General features: G+C 42.3%; 13 protein-coding genes. 7 read left to right on the top strand and 6 right to left on the bottom strand.

The annotated features are described in order from the left end of the window. The first annotated feature begins 450 nt into the window (after positions 1-450). Positions 451-2,946 carry a beta-mannosidase gene (locus LA303_RS10370; protein WP_240525307.1) on the top strand — a complete coding sequence of 832 codons (2,496 nt, stop codon included), beginning with the start codon at positions 451-453 and terminating at the stop codon, positions 2,944-2,946. A 55-nt stretch (positions 2,947-3,001) separates the two neighbouring features. Beyond that, positions 3,002-4,129: an SLC13 family permease gene (locus LA303_RS10365; protein ID WP_240525305.1), complete on the top strand. Its 1,128-nt coding sequence runs from the start codon at positions 3,002-3,004 to the stop codon at positions 4,127-4,129. 65 nt (positions 4,130-4,194) lie between these two features. Here LA303_RS10365 and nqrF read toward each other — a convergent pair whose 3' ends face one another. From nqrF to LA303_RS10335, 6 genes are read right to left on the bottom strand one after another with little or no spacing between them, the layout of a single operon-like run. Then, positions 4,195-5,454 carry an NADH:ubiquinone reductase (Na(+)-transporting) subunit F gene (gene nqrF / locus LA303_RS10360; RefSeq protein ID WP_240525303.1) on the bottom strand — a complete coding sequence of 420 codons (1,260 nt, stop codon included), beginning with the start codon at positions 5,452-5,454 and terminating at the stop codon, positions 4,195-4,197. A gap of 15 nt (positions 5,455-5,469) precedes the next feature. Then, a complete protein-coding gene (nqrE, locus tag LA303_RS10355; RefSeq protein WP_240525301.1) occupies positions 5,470-6,087 on the bottom strand; it encodes an NADH:ubiquinone reductase (Na(+)-transporting) subunit E in 618 nt (205 codons plus the stop codon). Between the two features lie 25 nt (positions 6,088-6,112). Then, positions 6,113-6,721: an NADH:ubiquinone reductase (Na(+)-transporting) subunit D gene (locus LA303_RS10350; RefSeq protein WP_240525299.1), complete on the bottom strand. Its 609-nt coding sequence runs from the start codon at positions 6,719-6,721 to the stop codon at positions 6,113-6,115. Positions 6,722-6,778: 57 nt separating this feature from the next. After that, the gene (gene nqrC, locus LA303_RS10345) at positions 6,779-7,516 is read right to left on the bottom strand and encodes an NADH:ubiquinone reductase (Na(+)-transporting) subunit C (protein ID WP_240525297.1); all 738 of its coding nucleotides are present in this window, start codon (positions 7,514-7,516) and stop codon (positions 6,779-6,781) included. Positions 7,517-7,531: 15 nt separating this feature from the next. After that, positions 7,532-8,680, bottom strand: a complete 1,149-nt coding sequence (locus LA303_RS10340) for an NADH:ubiquinone reductase (Na(+)-transporting) subunit B (RefSeq protein WP_240525295.1) — start codon at positions 8,678-8,680, stop codon at positions 7,532-7,534. Positions 8,681-8,705: 25 nt separating this feature from the next. Next, positions 8,706-10,055 carry a Na(+)-translocating NADH-quinone reductase subunit A gene (locus LA303_RS10335; RefSeq protein WP_240525293.1) on the bottom strand — a complete coding sequence of 450 codons (1,350 nt, stop codon included), beginning with the start codon at positions 10,053-10,055 and terminating at the stop codon, positions 8,706-8,708. 189 nt (positions 10,056-10,244) lie between these two features. On the opposite strand from LA303_RS10335, the gene LA303_RS10330 reads away from it, so the two are divergent. The 5 genes from LA303_RS10330 to LA303_RS10310 all read left to right on the top strand — a co-directional run bounded on the left by LA303_RS10330 (position 10,245) and on the right by LA303_RS10310 (position 16,687). Next, a complete protein-coding gene (locus LA303_RS10330; protein ID WP_240525291.1) occupies positions 10,245-11,510 on the top strand; it encodes a type IX secretion system plug protein in 1,266 nt (421 codons plus the stop codon). A gap of 180 nt (positions 11,511-11,690) precedes the next feature. Continuing rightward, positions 11,691-13,748 carry an LruC domain-containing protein gene (locus LA303_RS10325; protein WP_240525288.1) on the top strand — a complete coding sequence of 686 codons (2,058 nt, stop codon included), beginning with the start codon at positions 11,691-11,693 and terminating at the stop codon, positions 13,746-13,748. A 121-nt stretch (positions 13,749-13,869) separates the two neighbouring features. Continuing rightward, a complete protein-coding gene (locus tag LA303_RS10320; protein ID WP_240525286.1) occupies positions 13,870-14,844 on the top strand; it encodes a bile acid:sodium symporter family protein in 975 nt (324 codons plus the stop codon). A gap of 5 nt (positions 14,845-14,849) precedes the next feature. Continuing rightward, the gene (locus LA303_RS10315) at positions 14,850-16,196 is read left to right on the top strand and encodes a 1-acyl-sn-glycerol-3-phosphate acyltransferase (protein ID WP_240525284.1); all 1,347 of its coding nucleotides are present in this window, start codon (positions 14,850-14,852) and stop codon (positions 16,194-16,196) included. Between the two features lie 62 nt (positions 16,197-16,258). Next, a complete protein-coding gene (locus LA303_RS10310; RefSeq protein WP_240525282.1) occupies positions 16,259-16,687 on the top strand; it encodes a deoxycytidylate deaminase in 429 nt (142 codons plus the stop codon). Positions 16,688-16,712: the final 25 nt, after the last annotated feature.

Here is a 16,712-nt window from a genome sequence, read left to right as displayed (position 1 = left end):
AATTATTTTGATTGGGTTAATAGTTTTTTTGTTTTATCAGATATCCCGCCGCTAAAGGTTTCTTCTTGCTTTTATGCCCCTCCGCTAAACCCTTTCACTTATGCGTATTTTTTCCAAAAACAGGACAAAGTAAATAAAAAATTTATTAAAAGTCAAGGACTTTTTAAAAAAATTTAAAAAGTTTTTTTGGCCTGTTGACGGGGTATTCCATCACGATTTGCTGTGTTTTAAATTGATTTTGACGGAAGAAAGAATCTATTCATCAGGGAATTGTCGTTATTTTTCGTTTACCTTTGTAGGTGTTTTCCTTTTTGAAATAATAACGTGATGGAATCCTGCGATAAAAAATACCGGAAAATTTTCTTCCGTGTAAACCGAAATAGAAATGTTCCTGTTTTTTGGCTTGTTTTTTCTTTACTTCTTGTTGTTTTCTCCGGATGCCGGCATCCGTTGTCTGAAACAAAGGACCATCGGGTAATTCATGTCCCACTGCAAGCAAAATGGAGTTTTCACCAGGATGGGCATAAAAAAGCGTATCCTGCTCAGGTTCCCGGTACCGTACATACTGATTTGCTCCGGAATAAATTAATCCCCGATCCTTTTTATGGAACCAACGAAACCCGGTTACAATGGATAGGAAAGACCGATTGGTGGTATAAAGCCCGGTTCCGGTTGCCGGACAGTATATTGGAGCGAAAACATATTGAGTTGGTATTTAAGGGGCTGGATACTTATGCAGCTGTTCGTTTAAACGGACACCTTATTGTAAAAGCCGATAATATGTTCAGAACCTGGAAAGCGGATATTACCCAATGGGTTTCCCGTAAGGAAAATATCCTTACCATTTTGTTTCGCTCTCCGCTCGAAGTAAACAAAAAGCGTTTTGAAGAGCAACCTTATCCGCTTCCGGCCGATAACGACCGTTCAAAAATCAAGGTTAGTGTATTTACCCGGAAAGCAGCTTATCAGTTTGGCTGGGATTGGGGGCCGCGGTTTGTTACCTGTGGTGTGTGGCGCCCGGTGGATGTGGTGGCCTGGAATGATGAAAAGATTAATGATTTTAGCCTGAGAACCCAAAAAATAACAAAAACAAATGCCCGGCTGAATGCCCAGGTGGAAGTGCTGGCTGATCAAGATGAAAACATTACGCTTCGGTTATTTGCCGAAAAATATTTATTAGAAAAAAAATCTTTTTCGTTGCATAAAGGGATTAACCGGTTATCGATTCCTTTTAATGTAAGGCATCCGCATTTATGGTGGACGAACGGACTGGGAAAACCTTATCTGTACCGTTTTTCTGTGGATGTGGTAAAAAATGGAAAAAGGGTGGATAAAAAATCACTCCGGTATGGGATTCGTTCTTTGCAGATTGTTCAGAAACCCGATTCGGCCGGGAGTAGTTTTTATGTAAAACTAAACGGTGTTCCTGTCTTTATGAAAGGGGCCAATTATATTCCGCAGGATAATTTTTTGCCACGGGTTTCCCGTGAAAAGTACCGCGAAGTCATTCATACCGCCAAACGTCTTCATATGAACATGTTAAGAGTTTGGGGGGGCGGTATTTATGAAAATGATGAATTTTATAACCTTTGTGATGAAAACGGAATTCTGGTCTGGCAGGATTTTATGTTTGCCTGCAGCTTTTATCCCGGCGATTCGGCTTTTTTAAATAATGTAAAGCAAGAGGCCATCGACAATGTAAAACGGCTGCGTAATCATCCCTGTCTGGCATTGTGGTGTGGCAACAACGAAGTAAGAGTGGCCTGGGACCGTTGGGGATATCAGAAAAAATATCATTATAGTCCGGCCGACTCGGCAAAGATTTTTCATGATTATTTAAAGCTTTTTCATCAACTGTTGCCGGGTATCGTTCATCAGTATGACAGTGGGCGTTTTTACTGGCCGTCATCACCTAATTCAGCACCCAAAGGCTGGGCGCAGGAAGCATTAACCGGCGATATGCATTATTGGGGAGTCTGGTGGGGACGTCAGCCTTTTTCGGCTTATGAAAAATATGTAGGACGGTTTATGAGTGAATACGGGTTTCAGTCGTTGCCGGATTATTCCACCATTGCTGCTTTTGCTCCCGATACCAGCCGGTATCTTGTTTCTCCGGTAATGCGGGCACACAATAAACATCCGGCCGGATATGAAATCATTCGGCAGTATATGGAAAGAGATTTCCGTGTTCCGAAAAATTTTAAACGGTATATTGTAGTAAGTCAGTTGTTGCAGGCCGAAGGGATGAAAACCGCCATTGAAGCCCATCGGCGGGCACGTCCGTGGTGTATGGGGAGCCTTTACTGGCAGCTGGATGATTGCTGGCCGGTGGTTTCTTGGTCGGGAATGGATTATTATGGCCGGTGGAAAGCTTTTCAGTATCGGCTGCAGAAGTTGTTTGCTCCTGTTTTGGTTTCGCCGGTTTATGAGCAGAAACATCTAAAGGTGTATCTGGTGTCTGATCGTTTGCAGGAAGGAAGAGCACGAATGAAAATTGTTCTGGAAGATTTTTACGGGAAAAAGTTTTGGCAGAAAACGCTGCACGTTTCTGTTCCGGCAAATACCAGCCGGCTGATTTACAGTAAATCTTTTGAGAAGATTTTGCAACATTACGATAAGAATAAAATCTTTTTGCATGTGGAAGTTGTACAGGATGACAGCCTGTTGGCTGAAAATAATTTGTTTTTTGCGCCGCCCAAAGCCTTGGTATTGCCTAAGCCGAAAATCAAATATACATTGCACAAAATCCATGGACAAACTTTTCTTTTGTTGTCTGCTCCCGTTTTTGTGAAATATGTTGCGTTGCTTTATCCGGATGATACCGGTATTTTTTCAGATAATTATTTCAGTATGTCGCCCGGGCAGGTCAAAACGGTTCGGATTGATCTGAAAGATGCGGAAAGCCAGTTTAAACAGGGAAAAATAAAAGTGATGCCATTATACTGATTTTGAAACGGGGTAAAAAAGTGCGAATTTTGCAGGACGTTATTTTGGGAGATTTATGGAACAATCGGCAGGGAAAAGCGAAAATAAAGGGATTCTTTTTTTAAAAGATAATGTGATCTTTTTGCCCTTTTTGGCTCTGCTGTTGCTTTTTATGATGGTTTGGCCACAAAAGATAACGGATTATCCGCGGTTCGTCGACTGGCAAACTGTGGGAAACCTGACGGGATTGCTTATTGTGGTGACGGGCATAAAAGAGAGTGGTTTTATTGGCCGTTTCTCAAAAGGATTTTTGATTAAAACCGGAACGGAAAGAGGCCTGGCCTTTGCTTTGGTTGCTTTGTCAGGACTTTTGTCGATGGTTCTTACGAATGATATTGCTTTGTTTATTACCGTACCGTTAACCCTTGGTTTTCGGGATGTGATAGAAAACGATGTCAAAAAACTGATTATTTTTCAGGCGTTGGCAGTTAATACGGGGTCTGCTTTGACGCCGGTGGGAAATCCACAGAATTTGTTTCTTTGGAATCATTGGGGCATTGAATTTTTTGCCTTTATCGGTAAAATGTTCCCGCTTTTTGTGGTTATGGCGGTTATTCTGGCTTTGTTTGTGTGGAAAGCTTTTCCGTCAAAGGCACTTACTTTCCACAGCCAGCCCCGGAAAAAAGAAGTGCGTACCCGGTTGTTCATGGTTTCTGCCATCGGATTAGTGGCTTTTATTGTGGCTATTGAAATGGAAGTTGCCCGTTACGCATTATTGGCTATTCTGATTTTCTATCTTCTTTTGTACCGGAAAGTTTTTATCAAAACCGATTGGATGCTGTTACTGCTTTTTGTGGTTATGTTTATTGATTTCCATCTTTTGAGTCAGGTGTCGTGGGTGATAAAGGGAATGGCGCATTTTAAAATGGCTGTTCCGTCCGGCGCTTTTTTCAGCTCCCTGTTTTCTTCGCAAATCATGAGTAATGTGCCGGCGGCTATTTTTATTAGCAAATTCAGCCATCAGTGGCAGGCCATTGCTTACGGTGTGAATGTGGGCGGTAACGGACTGGTGATTGCTTCATTGGCCAATATCATTGCTTTACGTTTTGTAAAGCAGCGCAGCGTTTGGGCTGATTTTCACAAATATTCTCTTTTTTATCTTGCTGTGACAGCTACGGTGGTTTTTTTACTTTTCTTTTTCTGATGTAAAAAAACGGATGCTCCAAATAAAAGAACATCCGTTTTTCAAATTTATTTTCGCTACTTTGATTAGCTTCCAAAGTCATCAAACATGATCATCTCCTCCGGCACGCCAAGGTCGTCTAACATTTTCAGTACGGCACTGATCATCAGGGGCGGGCCGCAGAGGTAATATTCAATTTCTTCCGGTTCCGGATGGTCTTTCAGATAATTATCATAAATTACCTGGTGGATAAATCCGGTTTTTCCTTTCCAGTTGTCTTCGGGTAATGGCTCAGAAAGGGCCACTTCAAAACGGAAATTCGGATTGTCTTTTTCGATTTCTCTGAACTGGTCTACATAAAACAACTCTTTGAGCGAACGGCCGCCGTACCAGAAGGAAGCCTTTCGTTTGGTGTGTTCCGTTTTAAACAAATGAAAAATATGTGAGCGCATGGGGGCCATGCCGGCACCACCACCGATAAACATCATCTCGCGATCGGTATCTTTAATGAAAAATTCACCGTAAGGTCCGGAAATGGTTACTTTATCGCCTGGTTTTCTGGAGAAAACATACGAAGAACAAATCCCCGGATTGACTTTCATAAAGGCATTGCGTTTGCGGTCCCACGGCGGGGTGGCAATACGGATATTCAACATAATGATGTTTCCTTCTGCCGGATGGTTGGCCATAGAATAGGCTCTGAATACCGGTTCCGGATTTTTCATCTTCAGGTCCCACATGTGGAATTTATCCCAGTCGCTGCGGTATTCTTCATCAATGTCCATATCTTTAAAATTCACTTCTATTTTGGGGACATCAATCTGGATATAGCCGCCCGAACGGAAGTTCATATGTTCGCCTTCCGGAAGTTTTACCACAAACTCTTTGATAAAGGTAGCTACATTGCGATTGGAGATCACTTCGCATTCCCATTTTTTAATTCCGAAGATTTCGGGGGGTACCGTAATGTCCATATCTTCCCTGACTTTTACCTGACAGCCAAGTCGCCAGTTTTGCAACTGTTCTTTTCGGGTAAAAAATCCTTTTTCAGTAGGAAGAATGCTTCCTGCACCCGAATTAACTTGTACTTTACACATGCCACAGGTACCGCCGCCGCCACAGGCCGAAGGAAGAAATATTTTTTCGTTGGCGAGTGTAGCCAGTAACGATGATCCCGGGTTGGTTTCAATTTCTTTCTCTCCGTTGATGGTAATTTTTACTTTGCCCTGTGGCATTAGTTTGGCACGGGCAAAGATGAGAATACCCACCAAAAGAAGGGTGATAATCAGAAAAATGGCAATGCTCAAAAGTACAATTGTACCGGTTCCAATAGATAATATCATCATCTTTCAAAAGTTGTTTTATAATTTAATGCCGAGGAAACTCATAAAAGCAATCCCCATTAATCCGGTTAAGATAAAAGTAATGCCGATGCCCCGCAGAGCCGGTGGTACATTAGAATAACGTATTTTTTCGCGGATAGCGGCAATGGCCACAATGGCCAGAAACCAGCCGACGCCTGAGCCTAAGCCGAATGCCGTGGCCTGGGCTACACTTTGGTAATCGCGTTCCTGCATAAATAACGAACCTCCCAGGATAGCACAGTTTACGGCAATAAGCGGAAGGAAAATCCCCAGTGAATTATAAAGTGACGGGGAGAATTTTTCAACAACCATTTCTACCAGCTGAACCATGGCCGCAATCACGGCAATGAAAATAATAAAGCTCAGAAAGCTTAAATCCACATTGGAAAAAGCCGGGTCGAGCCACGAAAGTGCACCGGGTTTTAAAATATATTCGTTGAGAAGGTAGTTTACCGGAACGGTAATCCCTAATACAAAAATTACGGCAGCACCGAGTCCTACCGAGGTATTCACGGTTTTGGAGACAGCAAGGTACGAACACATGCCCAGGAAATAGGCAAAAACCATGTTGTCAACAAAAATCGACTTGATAAATATGTTTATGATTTCATGCATAATCTTTTGCTTTTAAGATTTTAACCTATTTCTTTTCAATGAGTGAGCGATTGTAATAACGTTGAACCCAGATAATTACGCCTACGGTAATCAGTGCCATCGGCGGCAGGATCATCATGCCGTTGTTCACATAACCTGCATTGTAAAAGCTTTGGGGAACAATTTGAAATCCCAAAAGTGTTCCCGAGCCAAACAGTTCGCGGAAAAAAGCAACGGTGATCAAGATCAGCCCGTAGCCCAGTCCGTTTCCGATACCGTCAAGAAATGCCGGCCAGGGTTTGTTGGCCATGGCAAAAGCTTCCAGCCTTCCCATGATGATACAGTTGGTGATAATCAGTCCGACAAATACGGAGAGCTGTTTGCTGACGTCAAATACAAAGGCTTTCAGTAACTGGTCTACCAGAATAACGAGGGTAGCTACTACCACAAGCTGCACGATAATCCGAATACGGGGCGGAATACCATTCCGCAGCAGCGAAACGACCAGGTTAGAGAAACCGGTCACGACCATCACCGCCAGGGTCATCACGATGGCCGGTTTTAACTTGGCTGTAACTGCCAGTGCCGAACAAATACCGAGCACCTGAACGGTAATCGGGTTGTTCAGATTCAACGGCCCGGTTAAAAGTTTCATGTTTTTGGGAGAAAACAGCGGCTCCCGTTCATTTTTATCCGTACTCATAGTTTTCTCTTATTGATGTTTTTTCATAAATGGCAAATAACTTTTCAGGGTATTTCTCAGCATGGCGTCTACACCGTTGCTGGTCAGTGTTCCGCCTGAGATGGCATCCACACCGTGGATGCGCTGATCAGGAGGAAGTTTTACAACGCCCCCTTTCACAACTTCGATGGAGGTGAAATGCCCTTCGTTGTCAAAAATGGTTTTCCCGATAAATTGATTTTCAAATTTGGGCGTTTTGATCTCGCCCCCCAAACCCGGGGTTTCTGATTTGTCATCGAAAAACACGCCCACTACTCTTTTAAAGTCAGAAGTCAGGGCAATGTTTCCCCAAATTGGGCCCCAAAGACCCGTTCCCAGCATGGGGATAATGTAGATTTTTTGACCGTCTTTTTCTGCAATGTACAAAGGCAACTTATACGGTTTGTGATGGGTTTTGTTGTAATTTTCCTTTTTTAAATCGATTTTAAAAGCCGGGGCTTCTTCTTTTGGTGATTTTGTGTAGCGGTTCAGGATATTTCCTTTCGGGTCAAGAACAAGCTCTTCAACAATATATTTATTGAAAAGAGGAATCGCATTTTCTGCATTAACATTTTTCACCTGAACAGAAGAAAGTATTCCGCGCATTTTATCGATGGCCCGGTTTCGTTCCTGAAAAGGTTTCAGCAGCATGGCCGCCAGCGAAAGAAGGGCAGCGGCCACAATGACCAAAATGGCTGCGTAAGTGAAAATATATCGGTTTGTGTACATAATCCCTTGATTTACTTATTTGGCGAGCACAACTTTAGCCCGTTTCAAACGTTTTTTAATATTCGATTGTACCACAATATGATCAATGAGTGGTGCAAAGACATTCATCAGTAAAATGGCCAGCATCATCCCTTCGGGGTAAGCCGGGTTGAACACCCGGATAAGAATGGCCAGCATCCCGATAAGGAAACCGTAATAATACTTTCCGGTATTGGTTTGTGCCGAAGTTACCGGATCGGTAGCCATAAAGACTGCGCCAAAAGCAAATCCGCCCATGATCAGATGTTCCCAGGGTGGAATTTCCATGTAGGCATTGGCTCCCCACAGGTTAAATAATAATCCCATAACATAGCCGCCGGCAAATACAGAAAGCATAACCCGCCAACTGGCTACACCGGTTATCAACAGGAAAAGTCCGCCAATAAGGATTAAAAAGGTGGAGGTTTCACCAATCGATCCCGGAATAAACCCGAAAAACATATCGTGTACCGAGGGGAAATGCTGGAAGTTTCCCACCAGGGCATGTCCTAAAGGAGTAGCTCCTGAGAAACTGTCCAGTTTATCTGCAATCCACACTTTTTCGCCCGACATATTTCCCGGATAGGCAAAAAACAGGAAAGCCCGTGCAGTCAGGGCCGGATTGAAGACATTCATTCCGGTACCGCCAAAAACTTCTTTACCGAAAATAACGGCAAAAGCCACAGCAATAGCCAGTTCCCACAAAGGAATGTCTGGCGGAACAATCAACGGGATAAGGATCCCGGTAACCAGATATCCTTCATTTACCTCGTGGTGCCGGATCTGGGCAAACAGAAATTCAATGCCCAGCCCTACGCCGTACGAAACAATGATAATGGGTAAAACTTTTTTTAATCCGTAAAAGAAATTGGTCCAAAAGTCCATGTGCTTGCCATACGACAAAAAGTGTTCGTATCCCACATTCCACATGCCGAAAAGCAAGGCGGGAATGACACCGATAATAACAAACGACATGGTGCGTTTCATGTCAATGGCATCACGGATGTGCGCACCGCTTTGGGTGACTTTGTTCGGAACAAACAGAAAAGTTTCAAAAGCATCAAAAGTGGATTCAAACTTTTCAAATTTTCCACCCGGTTGAAAATGCGGTTTTTGTTTATCTAAAAATTTTCTTAACGCTTTCATGCGGATATTTTCATTTGCTGAATTATTAACTCATTTCTTTACGCATCAGTTCCAGTCCGTTGCGAACAATTTTCTGGATTTCGGTTTTGGAAGTGTCAATCACCTCACAAAGGGCAAAATCTTCGGCATCAATTTCATAAATCCCCAGGTTCTCCATCAGGTCAATATCTTCAATCAGAATAGCCTTGATCAGTTGCAACGGATAAATGTCAAAAGGAAAGACTTTTTCAAACATGCCGGTCATAACATAAGCCCGTTCACCTCCATGTAAATTGGTGTCGAGCCGGTATTTTTTGTTGGGGAACAAAAAGGCCGGATAGGTACGCGAAATACTGAATTTCCCAAAACCAGGTAATGCCCATCCGAGAAATTCGTAATAATTCCCTTCCGGGATAACCGTAACTTGTGAGTGATAAAAACCGACAAATCCGTTTTTATCAATTTTATCTCCGGTAAGCACGTTGCCGCTGATGTATCGCAGTTCACCCTGTTCCACATTTTCCTGTACCATTTTGGAGATGGAGGCCCCTAACCGGGTTTTAAAATAATGGCGTTTTTTTACTTCTGATCCGGTGAGTGCGATCAAGCGGGTGGTGTCGTGTTTTCCGGTTAAAAACAATCGTCCAATGGCGATGATATCCTGCGGATAAATGTACCAGATTATTTCTCCTTTATTCAGCGGGGAAATCCGGCTTACATGTACGCTTACATTTCCGGACGGATGTGGTCCGCGGAACGATTGGATTTCAACATTTTTAGCGTTCAAAAATACTTTCGACTTGGTGTTGTCCGCATGAACGTTCAGGTAAACTTTTCCGTCGGTCAGTTGTGCCAGTACATCCAATCCGGCCTGAAACTCTTCTCCTTTGCCGTGTACCATCAGATCGAAGTCGGGCGCTAACGGAGCGGAATCAAAAGCCGGAACAAAAATGGCTTTAGGCGTTTCTTTGGGTTGTGCCACGATAGAATACGGACGTTGCCGGAGGAAGGGCCATAAACCGCTTTTCAGTAGTTTTTCAATAATGGCTTCCCGTTTCATTTCGGCAGGAGAACCGGCACCAAAATCCAAAGCGTCATTTTTTCCGTCAGGTTCAATAATGACTTCCAGTAATTTTCTTTTGGCTCCCCGCCGGATTTCGGAAACTGTCCCGCTCACCGGCGATGTAAAGTAGATGTCTTCCCGGTATTTGTCATAAAACAAAGGACTTCCGGCTTTCACTTTGTCTCCTTCTTTTACCAGCATTTTAGGAAAACATCCAATAAAATCGACAGGCTTAATGGCAAAAAGGTCTGGTTCCAAATCGGTAACGGTCTTTTCCGCGTCACCTAATAATTTGATATCCAGTCCTTTCTTAATAGTAAAAACTGTTGACATATATATATTAATTCATGTTAATTTCAGGCTGCAAGTTAAATAATTAACAAATAAAACGACACATTAAAAGTAAAAAATTTTAAAAAAATAGTCTGTTTTTCAAGTGAAATTTTTTAAAAGCTTCATTTATGGCGGGTTTTGAGTAAAATTGTATTTTTGTTTTTCAGACCAATTAAGATGTTTTTTTTCATGCGCTGCCGTACTTTTCTGCTTTTGTTTTGGAGCTTGTTTTTTGTTCCTGTGATAAATGGGCAAACGGTTTATACCGATCGGGTTTTCGATAGTAATATTAAAAGTGTTCTTTTATATGCCAATGGCGATCAACTGGCAGATCCGGTCATTAAGCTGGGAACAAGAGATGTGCTAACCCTTTCGTTTGATGATTTGAGTAACCGGCAGGAAAATTATAAATACACGCTGATTCATTGTACGTCTGATTGGCAACCATCGACCCTGAACCCGTCCGATTATTTGTCGGGTTATTTTGAAGGCGAAATTCGGAATTACAAGTTTTCGTTCAATACGTTAACTCCTTATATCCATTATGTGCTAAATTTTCCGAATACGGATATAAGTCTAAAATTATCGGGAAACTACATTATCAAAGTATATCTTGATGATGGGGGAGATACCACCGTGATGTTTACCCGCCGTTTTTTTGTGGTGGAGCCGCTGGTGAGTGTTGCCGCACGGGTACCGTATTACCCGCAAAATCTGTCTTATTTTAAGATCAGGCAAGAGGTGGACCTTACTTGTAGTGCCCCGGATATTTTTAGTGCAGAACCGGAACAACGATTTAAAATTACGGTTCAGCAAAATGGGCGGTGGGACAATGCTTATTATAACCTGCACCCGACATCGGTAACGCCCAGTCAGCTGTTGTTCCGTTTTCCGGATGGAATTACGTTTAATTCGGGCAATGAACCGCGTTATTTTGATATGAAAGATTTTTGGTATCAGTCAGAATATATTGCCCGCATTACCCAGCAGCGAAATGATTATGACGTGATATTGCACACCGGTTATCCCCGGACCGGCCGGCAATACGAAACATATAAAGATAATCATGGCAAGATGTTTATTGCTGCCCGCAGCGACCAGAATCCAAATACAGAAGGAGATTACGCCCAGGTTTATTTTTCATTAAAAATGCCGCAGATGAAAAACGGAGATGTTTATATCCTGGGACAGCTCACTGACTGGCAACTGAATACCCGGTCAAAAATGACGTATAATCCACAAAAAGAAGAGTACGAAGCCCATCTTTTTCTTAAACAGGGATATTACGAATACTGGTATGCTTTTTTACCGGCGGGCAGTGTGCAGGCCAATATTACTCCTATCGAGGGATCTTATTGGGAAACACGGAATACATACACCATTTATGTTTATTACCATTCAAGGGTAATGGATTATGACCGGCTTGTGGGAATCCGGAAAATTAATGCCCATTGATTTCTTTTTTGGGGAAAAGTTTTCCCGAATGGAGAAAAAATAACTTGTCGAAATGTTGTAAAAAGAACAAATACAGTGTTTTTTGGTGAATGGCACGTAAGTTGCTTTTATATTATTGATACGGAATTTATATCCAGCAATATATTCAGGAAAATAAGTAAAACAATAAATAATTAATGAATGATGGAGTATAATTACAAAATTTTAAAGATTATTTCCGGAGTAGTGATCAGCCTGCTTATGCTGGCGTCATGTAATACCAACGAGAGTACTAACCCGGTTCCGGAAAATGAAAAGACAATGGAGGATTTGGTGGTGAACAGTACATTTGAATGGAAAACCACTAAACCTGCCGACCTTCAGATTAAAGCACTGGATAATACCGGAAATCCTATTGCCGGAGCCAAATTTTCTATTTTTACCGGTGATCCTGAAAATGGCGGACAGTTGATTGTGAGCGGAATGACAGACCAGTCCGGGATTTATGCGGTAGATTATTCTGTGCCTTCCTATTACGATAGTTTATATGTCCGCTCGGATTATGTAGGGATTCCTACACCGGGAATGGTGCCGCTGGAACAAAATGGCTTTGATTTGACGTTGGGCGGAGAACAAAAAACAGCCGTTTTTAAATCTGCAATGGCAGCACGGGCGGTGAGTTCGCATGTCATAAAATTTCTTGGTGGCTATAACAGCCTGGGTGTTCCGGATTATTTGGAACCGGATAATGACCCGATTACCTGTGAGTTTTTGAATGATGTGAACAATACACTTCCCGAAAGAAGCCGGTTACCCCAAACTCATCCCCAGTATTTTCTTTCGAAATATGATCAGGATGTGCATTTAAATGCTACCTGCGATGTGTGGGTTACTTTTGTTTCGGAAGGAGCCGGCTACCGTAATGTGTTGGGATTTTATACTTATCCTACCGGTAATCCTCCTCAGAGTCCGGATGATATTGATACGATTACCATAATTTTCCCCAATGTTTCTTTTCAGGGATCCGGAGGCGGATTGCATGCCGGAAATAAAGTCCATATCGGACAATTTCCTCCTAACACCAGCATTGGTTTTGTGCTTTTTGCTGATGGATGGAAAAACGAAGAGGTTACTGACGGAAAATGGGTGCTCTATTCAGATAAAAACCTGAATCCCGAATCGAATCCTGATTTAAAACAACATGCTGTGTTGTTGTCAGACAATGCCCGTAAACTGTTTTTACTTAGTTTTGAAGATATCCGGAGAGATTTAAGCGGTTGTGATCAGGACTTTAATGATGCTATTTTTTATGTTACTGCTAATCCTATACAGGCCGTGGATCAGGCAACCATGCCTTTGATCGATTATACAGGGGTTGATAGCGATGGAGACGGAGTTCCCGATCATTTTGATGATTATCCTGATGATCCTGCCAAAGCCTTTAACAATTATTATTTTAATGAAGGGGAATTTGGAACGTTGGCCTTTGAAGACCTTTGGCCGTCAACGGGAGATTATGATTTTAATGATGCCGTAATCGATTATAATTTTAACCAGATTACCAACGGAGAAAATAATGTGGTTCAGGTTAACGGTATTTTTGTTTTGCGTGCCATGGGAGCTTATTTCCATAATGGATTTGGTTTTCAGTTGCCGATAGATAATCAGCTTGTTTCCAATGTAACCGGTGATCTTCATGTTTCCGGAAGTGTGGTTACGCTTGATAGCCGGAATCTGGAAGCAAACCAGTCAAAAGCAGTCGTTATTTTATGGGAAGACGGATTTGACGTTATGCATAATCCGGGACAAGGATTAGGTGTAAATACGGAAGAAACAGCGCCTTATGTTACTCCTGATACCATGCGCGTTTCCATTACTTTTACTCATCCTGTGGGATTGGGCGATTTAGGAAACCCGCCTTACAACCCGTTTATCTTTGTGGACAGAGACCGGGGACGCGAAGTGCATCTGCCTGACCATTTGCCCACCGACCTGGCAGATCATGCTTTCTTCGGTACAGAAAATGATGACAGTAACCCGGCTGTAGGACGCTATTACAAAACGAAAACCAATTTGCCGTGGGGACTCAATATCATTGAACATTTCGATTATCCGATAGAAAAAGTGGATATCCTGAGTGCCTATAAACATTTTGGTGAATGGGCAGAAAGCAGCGGAACACTTTATCCGGATTGGTATAAGGATAAAGCAGGATACCGTGATGCGGACAATATCTATCAAAAACCAGAAGGAAAATAAACTTCAAAAAGGATTTAAACCGGAGAGCCAGCTCTCCGGTTTTTTTATGCTTAATGGTAAAAGGAAAGTAGGCTAAACAAAAAAAATTGTGTATCTATGCAACCCAAAGAGTAGTAGATTCATGGAGACATTACAGGCTTTTGATCATATTCGTCTGAATTTCAGTCCGCAGGGCCTTCAGGCGTTGAATATTGCCCTGGCATTTGTTATGTTTGGGGTAGCTTTGGAAATTAAACTGGATCATTTTAAAAAGTTATTGCTCAATCCAAAGTCGGCTTTTGTTGGCGTATTTTCGCAGTTTCTGGTATTGCCGTTTTTGACATTTGTGTTGGCTGTTTTGTTGCGGGATGTTATTACTCCGACCATTGCATTGGGAATGATTTTGGTAGCAGCCTGTCCCGGTGGAAATGTTTCCAATTTTATTTCGTCGCTGGCCAAAGGCAATGTGGCGCTTTCGGTGAGCTTAACGGCCATTGCTACGATGGCTGCCGTTTTTATGACCCCGCTGAATTTTGCATTGTGGGGGAATTTATACACCCGTTTTTTGGTGCATCATGCCCATGCAGCCCAGTTGGTGCGTCCGTTACATATTGATACGCTTCAAATGTTCCGCACGGTTTTCCTGATTTTGGGTATTCCGTTGATTTTAGGAATTTTTGTAAATACCAAATGGCCTGCATTTGCTACAAAAATTACGAAATCATTCAAACGATTCTCTATATTGCTTTTTGTTGTAATTGTCGTGATTGCCTTTGCCAAGAATTTTCAGCATTTTCTGGTTGTGATCAAATACATTTTTTTAATTGTATTGGTACATAATGCTTTGGCACTGGCTTCGGGATATTATGTGGCCAAAATCTTTAAACGTCCGGTGATTGACCGGCGGACCATTTCTATTGAAACGGGAATTCAAAATTCCGGATTGGCTTTGGTGTTGATTTTTAATCCGCGAATTTTTCCGCCGGATTTAGAGCTGGGCGGAATGGCCATTATCGCTGCCTGGTGGGGAATATGGCATATTGTGGCCGGATTGACGCTTGCCGGAATATGGAATAAACCCCATTTTAGTTTTCGCCGGATTTTTAAAAAAGGATAATCAATATGGGAGTAGAAAATATTGAAAAATATTCCCGGTCGTATGCTGCCCTGAAAACCTTTTTGCGCTTTTGGCACGACAAAATTTTTTACCGGAAAGTGGTTTATGTAAACCGGGAAAAACTTCCGTTAAACGAACATTTAATCTTTACGCCCAACCATCAAAATGCTTTGATGGATGCTTTGGCCATTGAATTCTCACTCTCCAATCAATTTGTTTTTGTTGCCCGTTCAGATATTTTTAAAAACAAGCAGATTGCCCGCATTCTTTATTTTTTGAAGATCCTTCCGGTTTACCGCATCCGCGATGGTTACGATTCATTAAAAAAGAATGAACTGACATTTAGGAAAACCCTGGATATTATCCGTAATAAAAACGGATTTGTAATTCTTCCCGAAGGGAATCATGCCGGTTTCCGGAAATTGCGGAGTTTAAAAAAAGGGTTTGCCCGTATTGCTTTTCAGGCGGAAGAAGCCGAAAATTTTTTGCTGGACATGAAAATTGTTCCGGTGGGAATCAATTATTCTGATTATGAAAACTTCCGGTCTGATTTGCTGGTTATTTTCGGAAAACCGTTTGCCGTATCGGAATTTTATGAGGTGTATAAAGAAAATCCGGCAGTAGCTTATAACCGCATCAAGGAAAAACTGGCCCGCGAAATGAAACCGTTGATGATCAACATCGAAAGTCAATATTATGATGCGGTTGATTTTCTCCGGAAAGCTTATCGCCGTGATGCCTGCCGGCAGTTAAATCTTGATGACACCGATTTGTATCATCAATTTCGTGCCGAAAAAGAGATTATTGCCCGCTTGAACCGGTTTGAACAGACATCGCCGGACAAAATGAAACGCCTGGCAGAAAAAGTGCAACATTACCGGCAACAGTTGAAAACATTGAAAATTCCAGATGTACAGCCGGCAACGAAAGGACGGCTCTTTTTGAACCGGATCCTGCTGCTGCTTGGATTTCCGTTTTTTCTTTATGGTTATCTGAATCACTTTTTTCCGTGGAATATCTGCATTGCAACAGGCAATAAGATCAAAGATCCACAGTTCCGGAGTTCTTTTAAATTTGTGCTGAGCTTTATCACTTTCCCGCTATTTTACCTGATACAGATTCTTTTGGTTCAGTGGGGATTTCACCGGCCGGTAATTACTATCCTTTATGCCGTAACATTGCCGTTTTTCGCTGCTTTTTCGTGGAATTATGCCCGGCTTTACCGGAAAACCGTTGCGCTCGGACGGTATTGGCGAAACCGGCGTAAAAAAAATCGTTTATTGTCAGAAGCCGAAAAGCTGTATGCCGAAATTATGGAAGAAACCGGTCGTTTGTTTCATTCTTTCTCCTGAGTGCTTTTAGCAGAACGGAAAATAGTAATATCTTAGCGCAACCAATTGAAAGCGATTTGATCATGGGGAAAAAAAGTGCAAAGTTTGATAAAAGTTATTTGGAAATGGCCCACGTGTGGGCAAAAAATTCGTATTGTAAACGTCGGCAGGTGGGGGCTCTGATCGTAAAAGACCGTATGATTATTTCAGATGGTTACAACGGAACCCCTTCGGGGTTTGAAAATGTATGCGAAGATGAAACCGGAACGACCAAGCAATATGTTTTACATGCCGAAGCCAATGCCATCACCAAGGTAGCCCAATCGAATAACAGCAGCAAAGGAGCTACGTTATATGTAACTGATTCGCCTTGTATTGAATGTTCCAAGCTGATTATTCAGGCAGGAATCAGCCGGGTGGTATATGACAGAAAATACCGTATTACTGATGGCTTGGATTTGTTGCGTCGTGCAGGCGTTGATGTAGAGCAGCTCAATATTTCCGGAGAGTAAAATCCGCCTGTTTTGTGGGGTCCGG

This window comes from Candidatus Sulfidibacterium hydrothermale (assembly GCF_020149915.1).
Classification (GTDB): Bacteria; Bacteroidota; Bacteroidia; order Bacteroidales; family F082; genus Sulfidibacterium; species Sulfidibacterium hydrothermale.
Note: the sequence above shows the minus strand (reverse complement) of the source record. Positions and strands in the feature narration are given on the sequence as shown.

Bases quoted from the DNA above. Each gene is read 5' to 3' on its own strand.
- LA303_RS10365 (WP_240525305.1), top strand. From the start codon at position 3,002: ATGGAACAATCGGCAGGGAAAAGCGAAAATAAAGGGATTCTTTTTTTA.
- nqrF (WP_240525303.1), bottom strand. From the start codon at position 5,454: ATGATGATATTATCTATTGGAACCGGTACAATTGTACTTTTGAGCATT.
- nqrE (WP_240525301.1), bottom strand. From the start codon at position 6,087: ATGCATGAAATCATAAACATATTTATCAAGTCGATTTTTGTTGACAAC.
- LA303_RS10350 (WP_240525299.1), bottom strand. From the start codon at position 6,721: ATGAAACTTTTAACCGGGCCGTTGAATCTGAACAACCCGATTACCGTT.
- nqrC (WP_240525297.1), bottom strand. From the start codon at position 7,516: ATGTACACAAACCGATATATTTTCACTTACGCAGCCATTTTGGTCATT.
- LA303_RS10340 (WP_240525295.1), bottom strand. From the start codon at position 8,680: ATGAAAGCGTTAAGAAAATTTTTAGATAAACAAAAACCGCATTTTCAA.
- LA303_RS10335 (WP_240525293.1), bottom strand. From the start codon at position 10,055: ATGTCAACAGTTTTTACTATTAAGAAAGGACTGGATATCAAATTATTA.
- LA303_RS10330 (WP_240525291.1), top strand. From the start codon at position 10,245: ATGCGCTGCCGTACTTTTCTGCTTTTGTTTTGGAGCTTGTTTTTTGTT.
- LA303_RS10325 (WP_240525288.1), top strand. From the start codon at position 11,691: ATGATGGAGTATAATTACAAAATTTTAAAGATTATTTCCGGAGTAGTG.
- LA303_RS10320 (WP_240525286.1), top strand. From the start codon at position 13,870: ATGGAGACATTACAGGCTTTTGATCATATTCGTCTGAATTTCAGTCCG.
- LA303_RS10315 (WP_240525284.1), top strand. From the start codon at position 14,850: ATGGGAGTAGAAAATATTGAAAAATATTCCCGGTCGTATGCTGCCCTG.
- LA303_RS10310 (WP_240525282.1), top strand. From the start codon at position 16,259: ATGGGGAAAAAAAGTGCAAAGTTTGATAAAAGTTATTTGGAAATGGCC.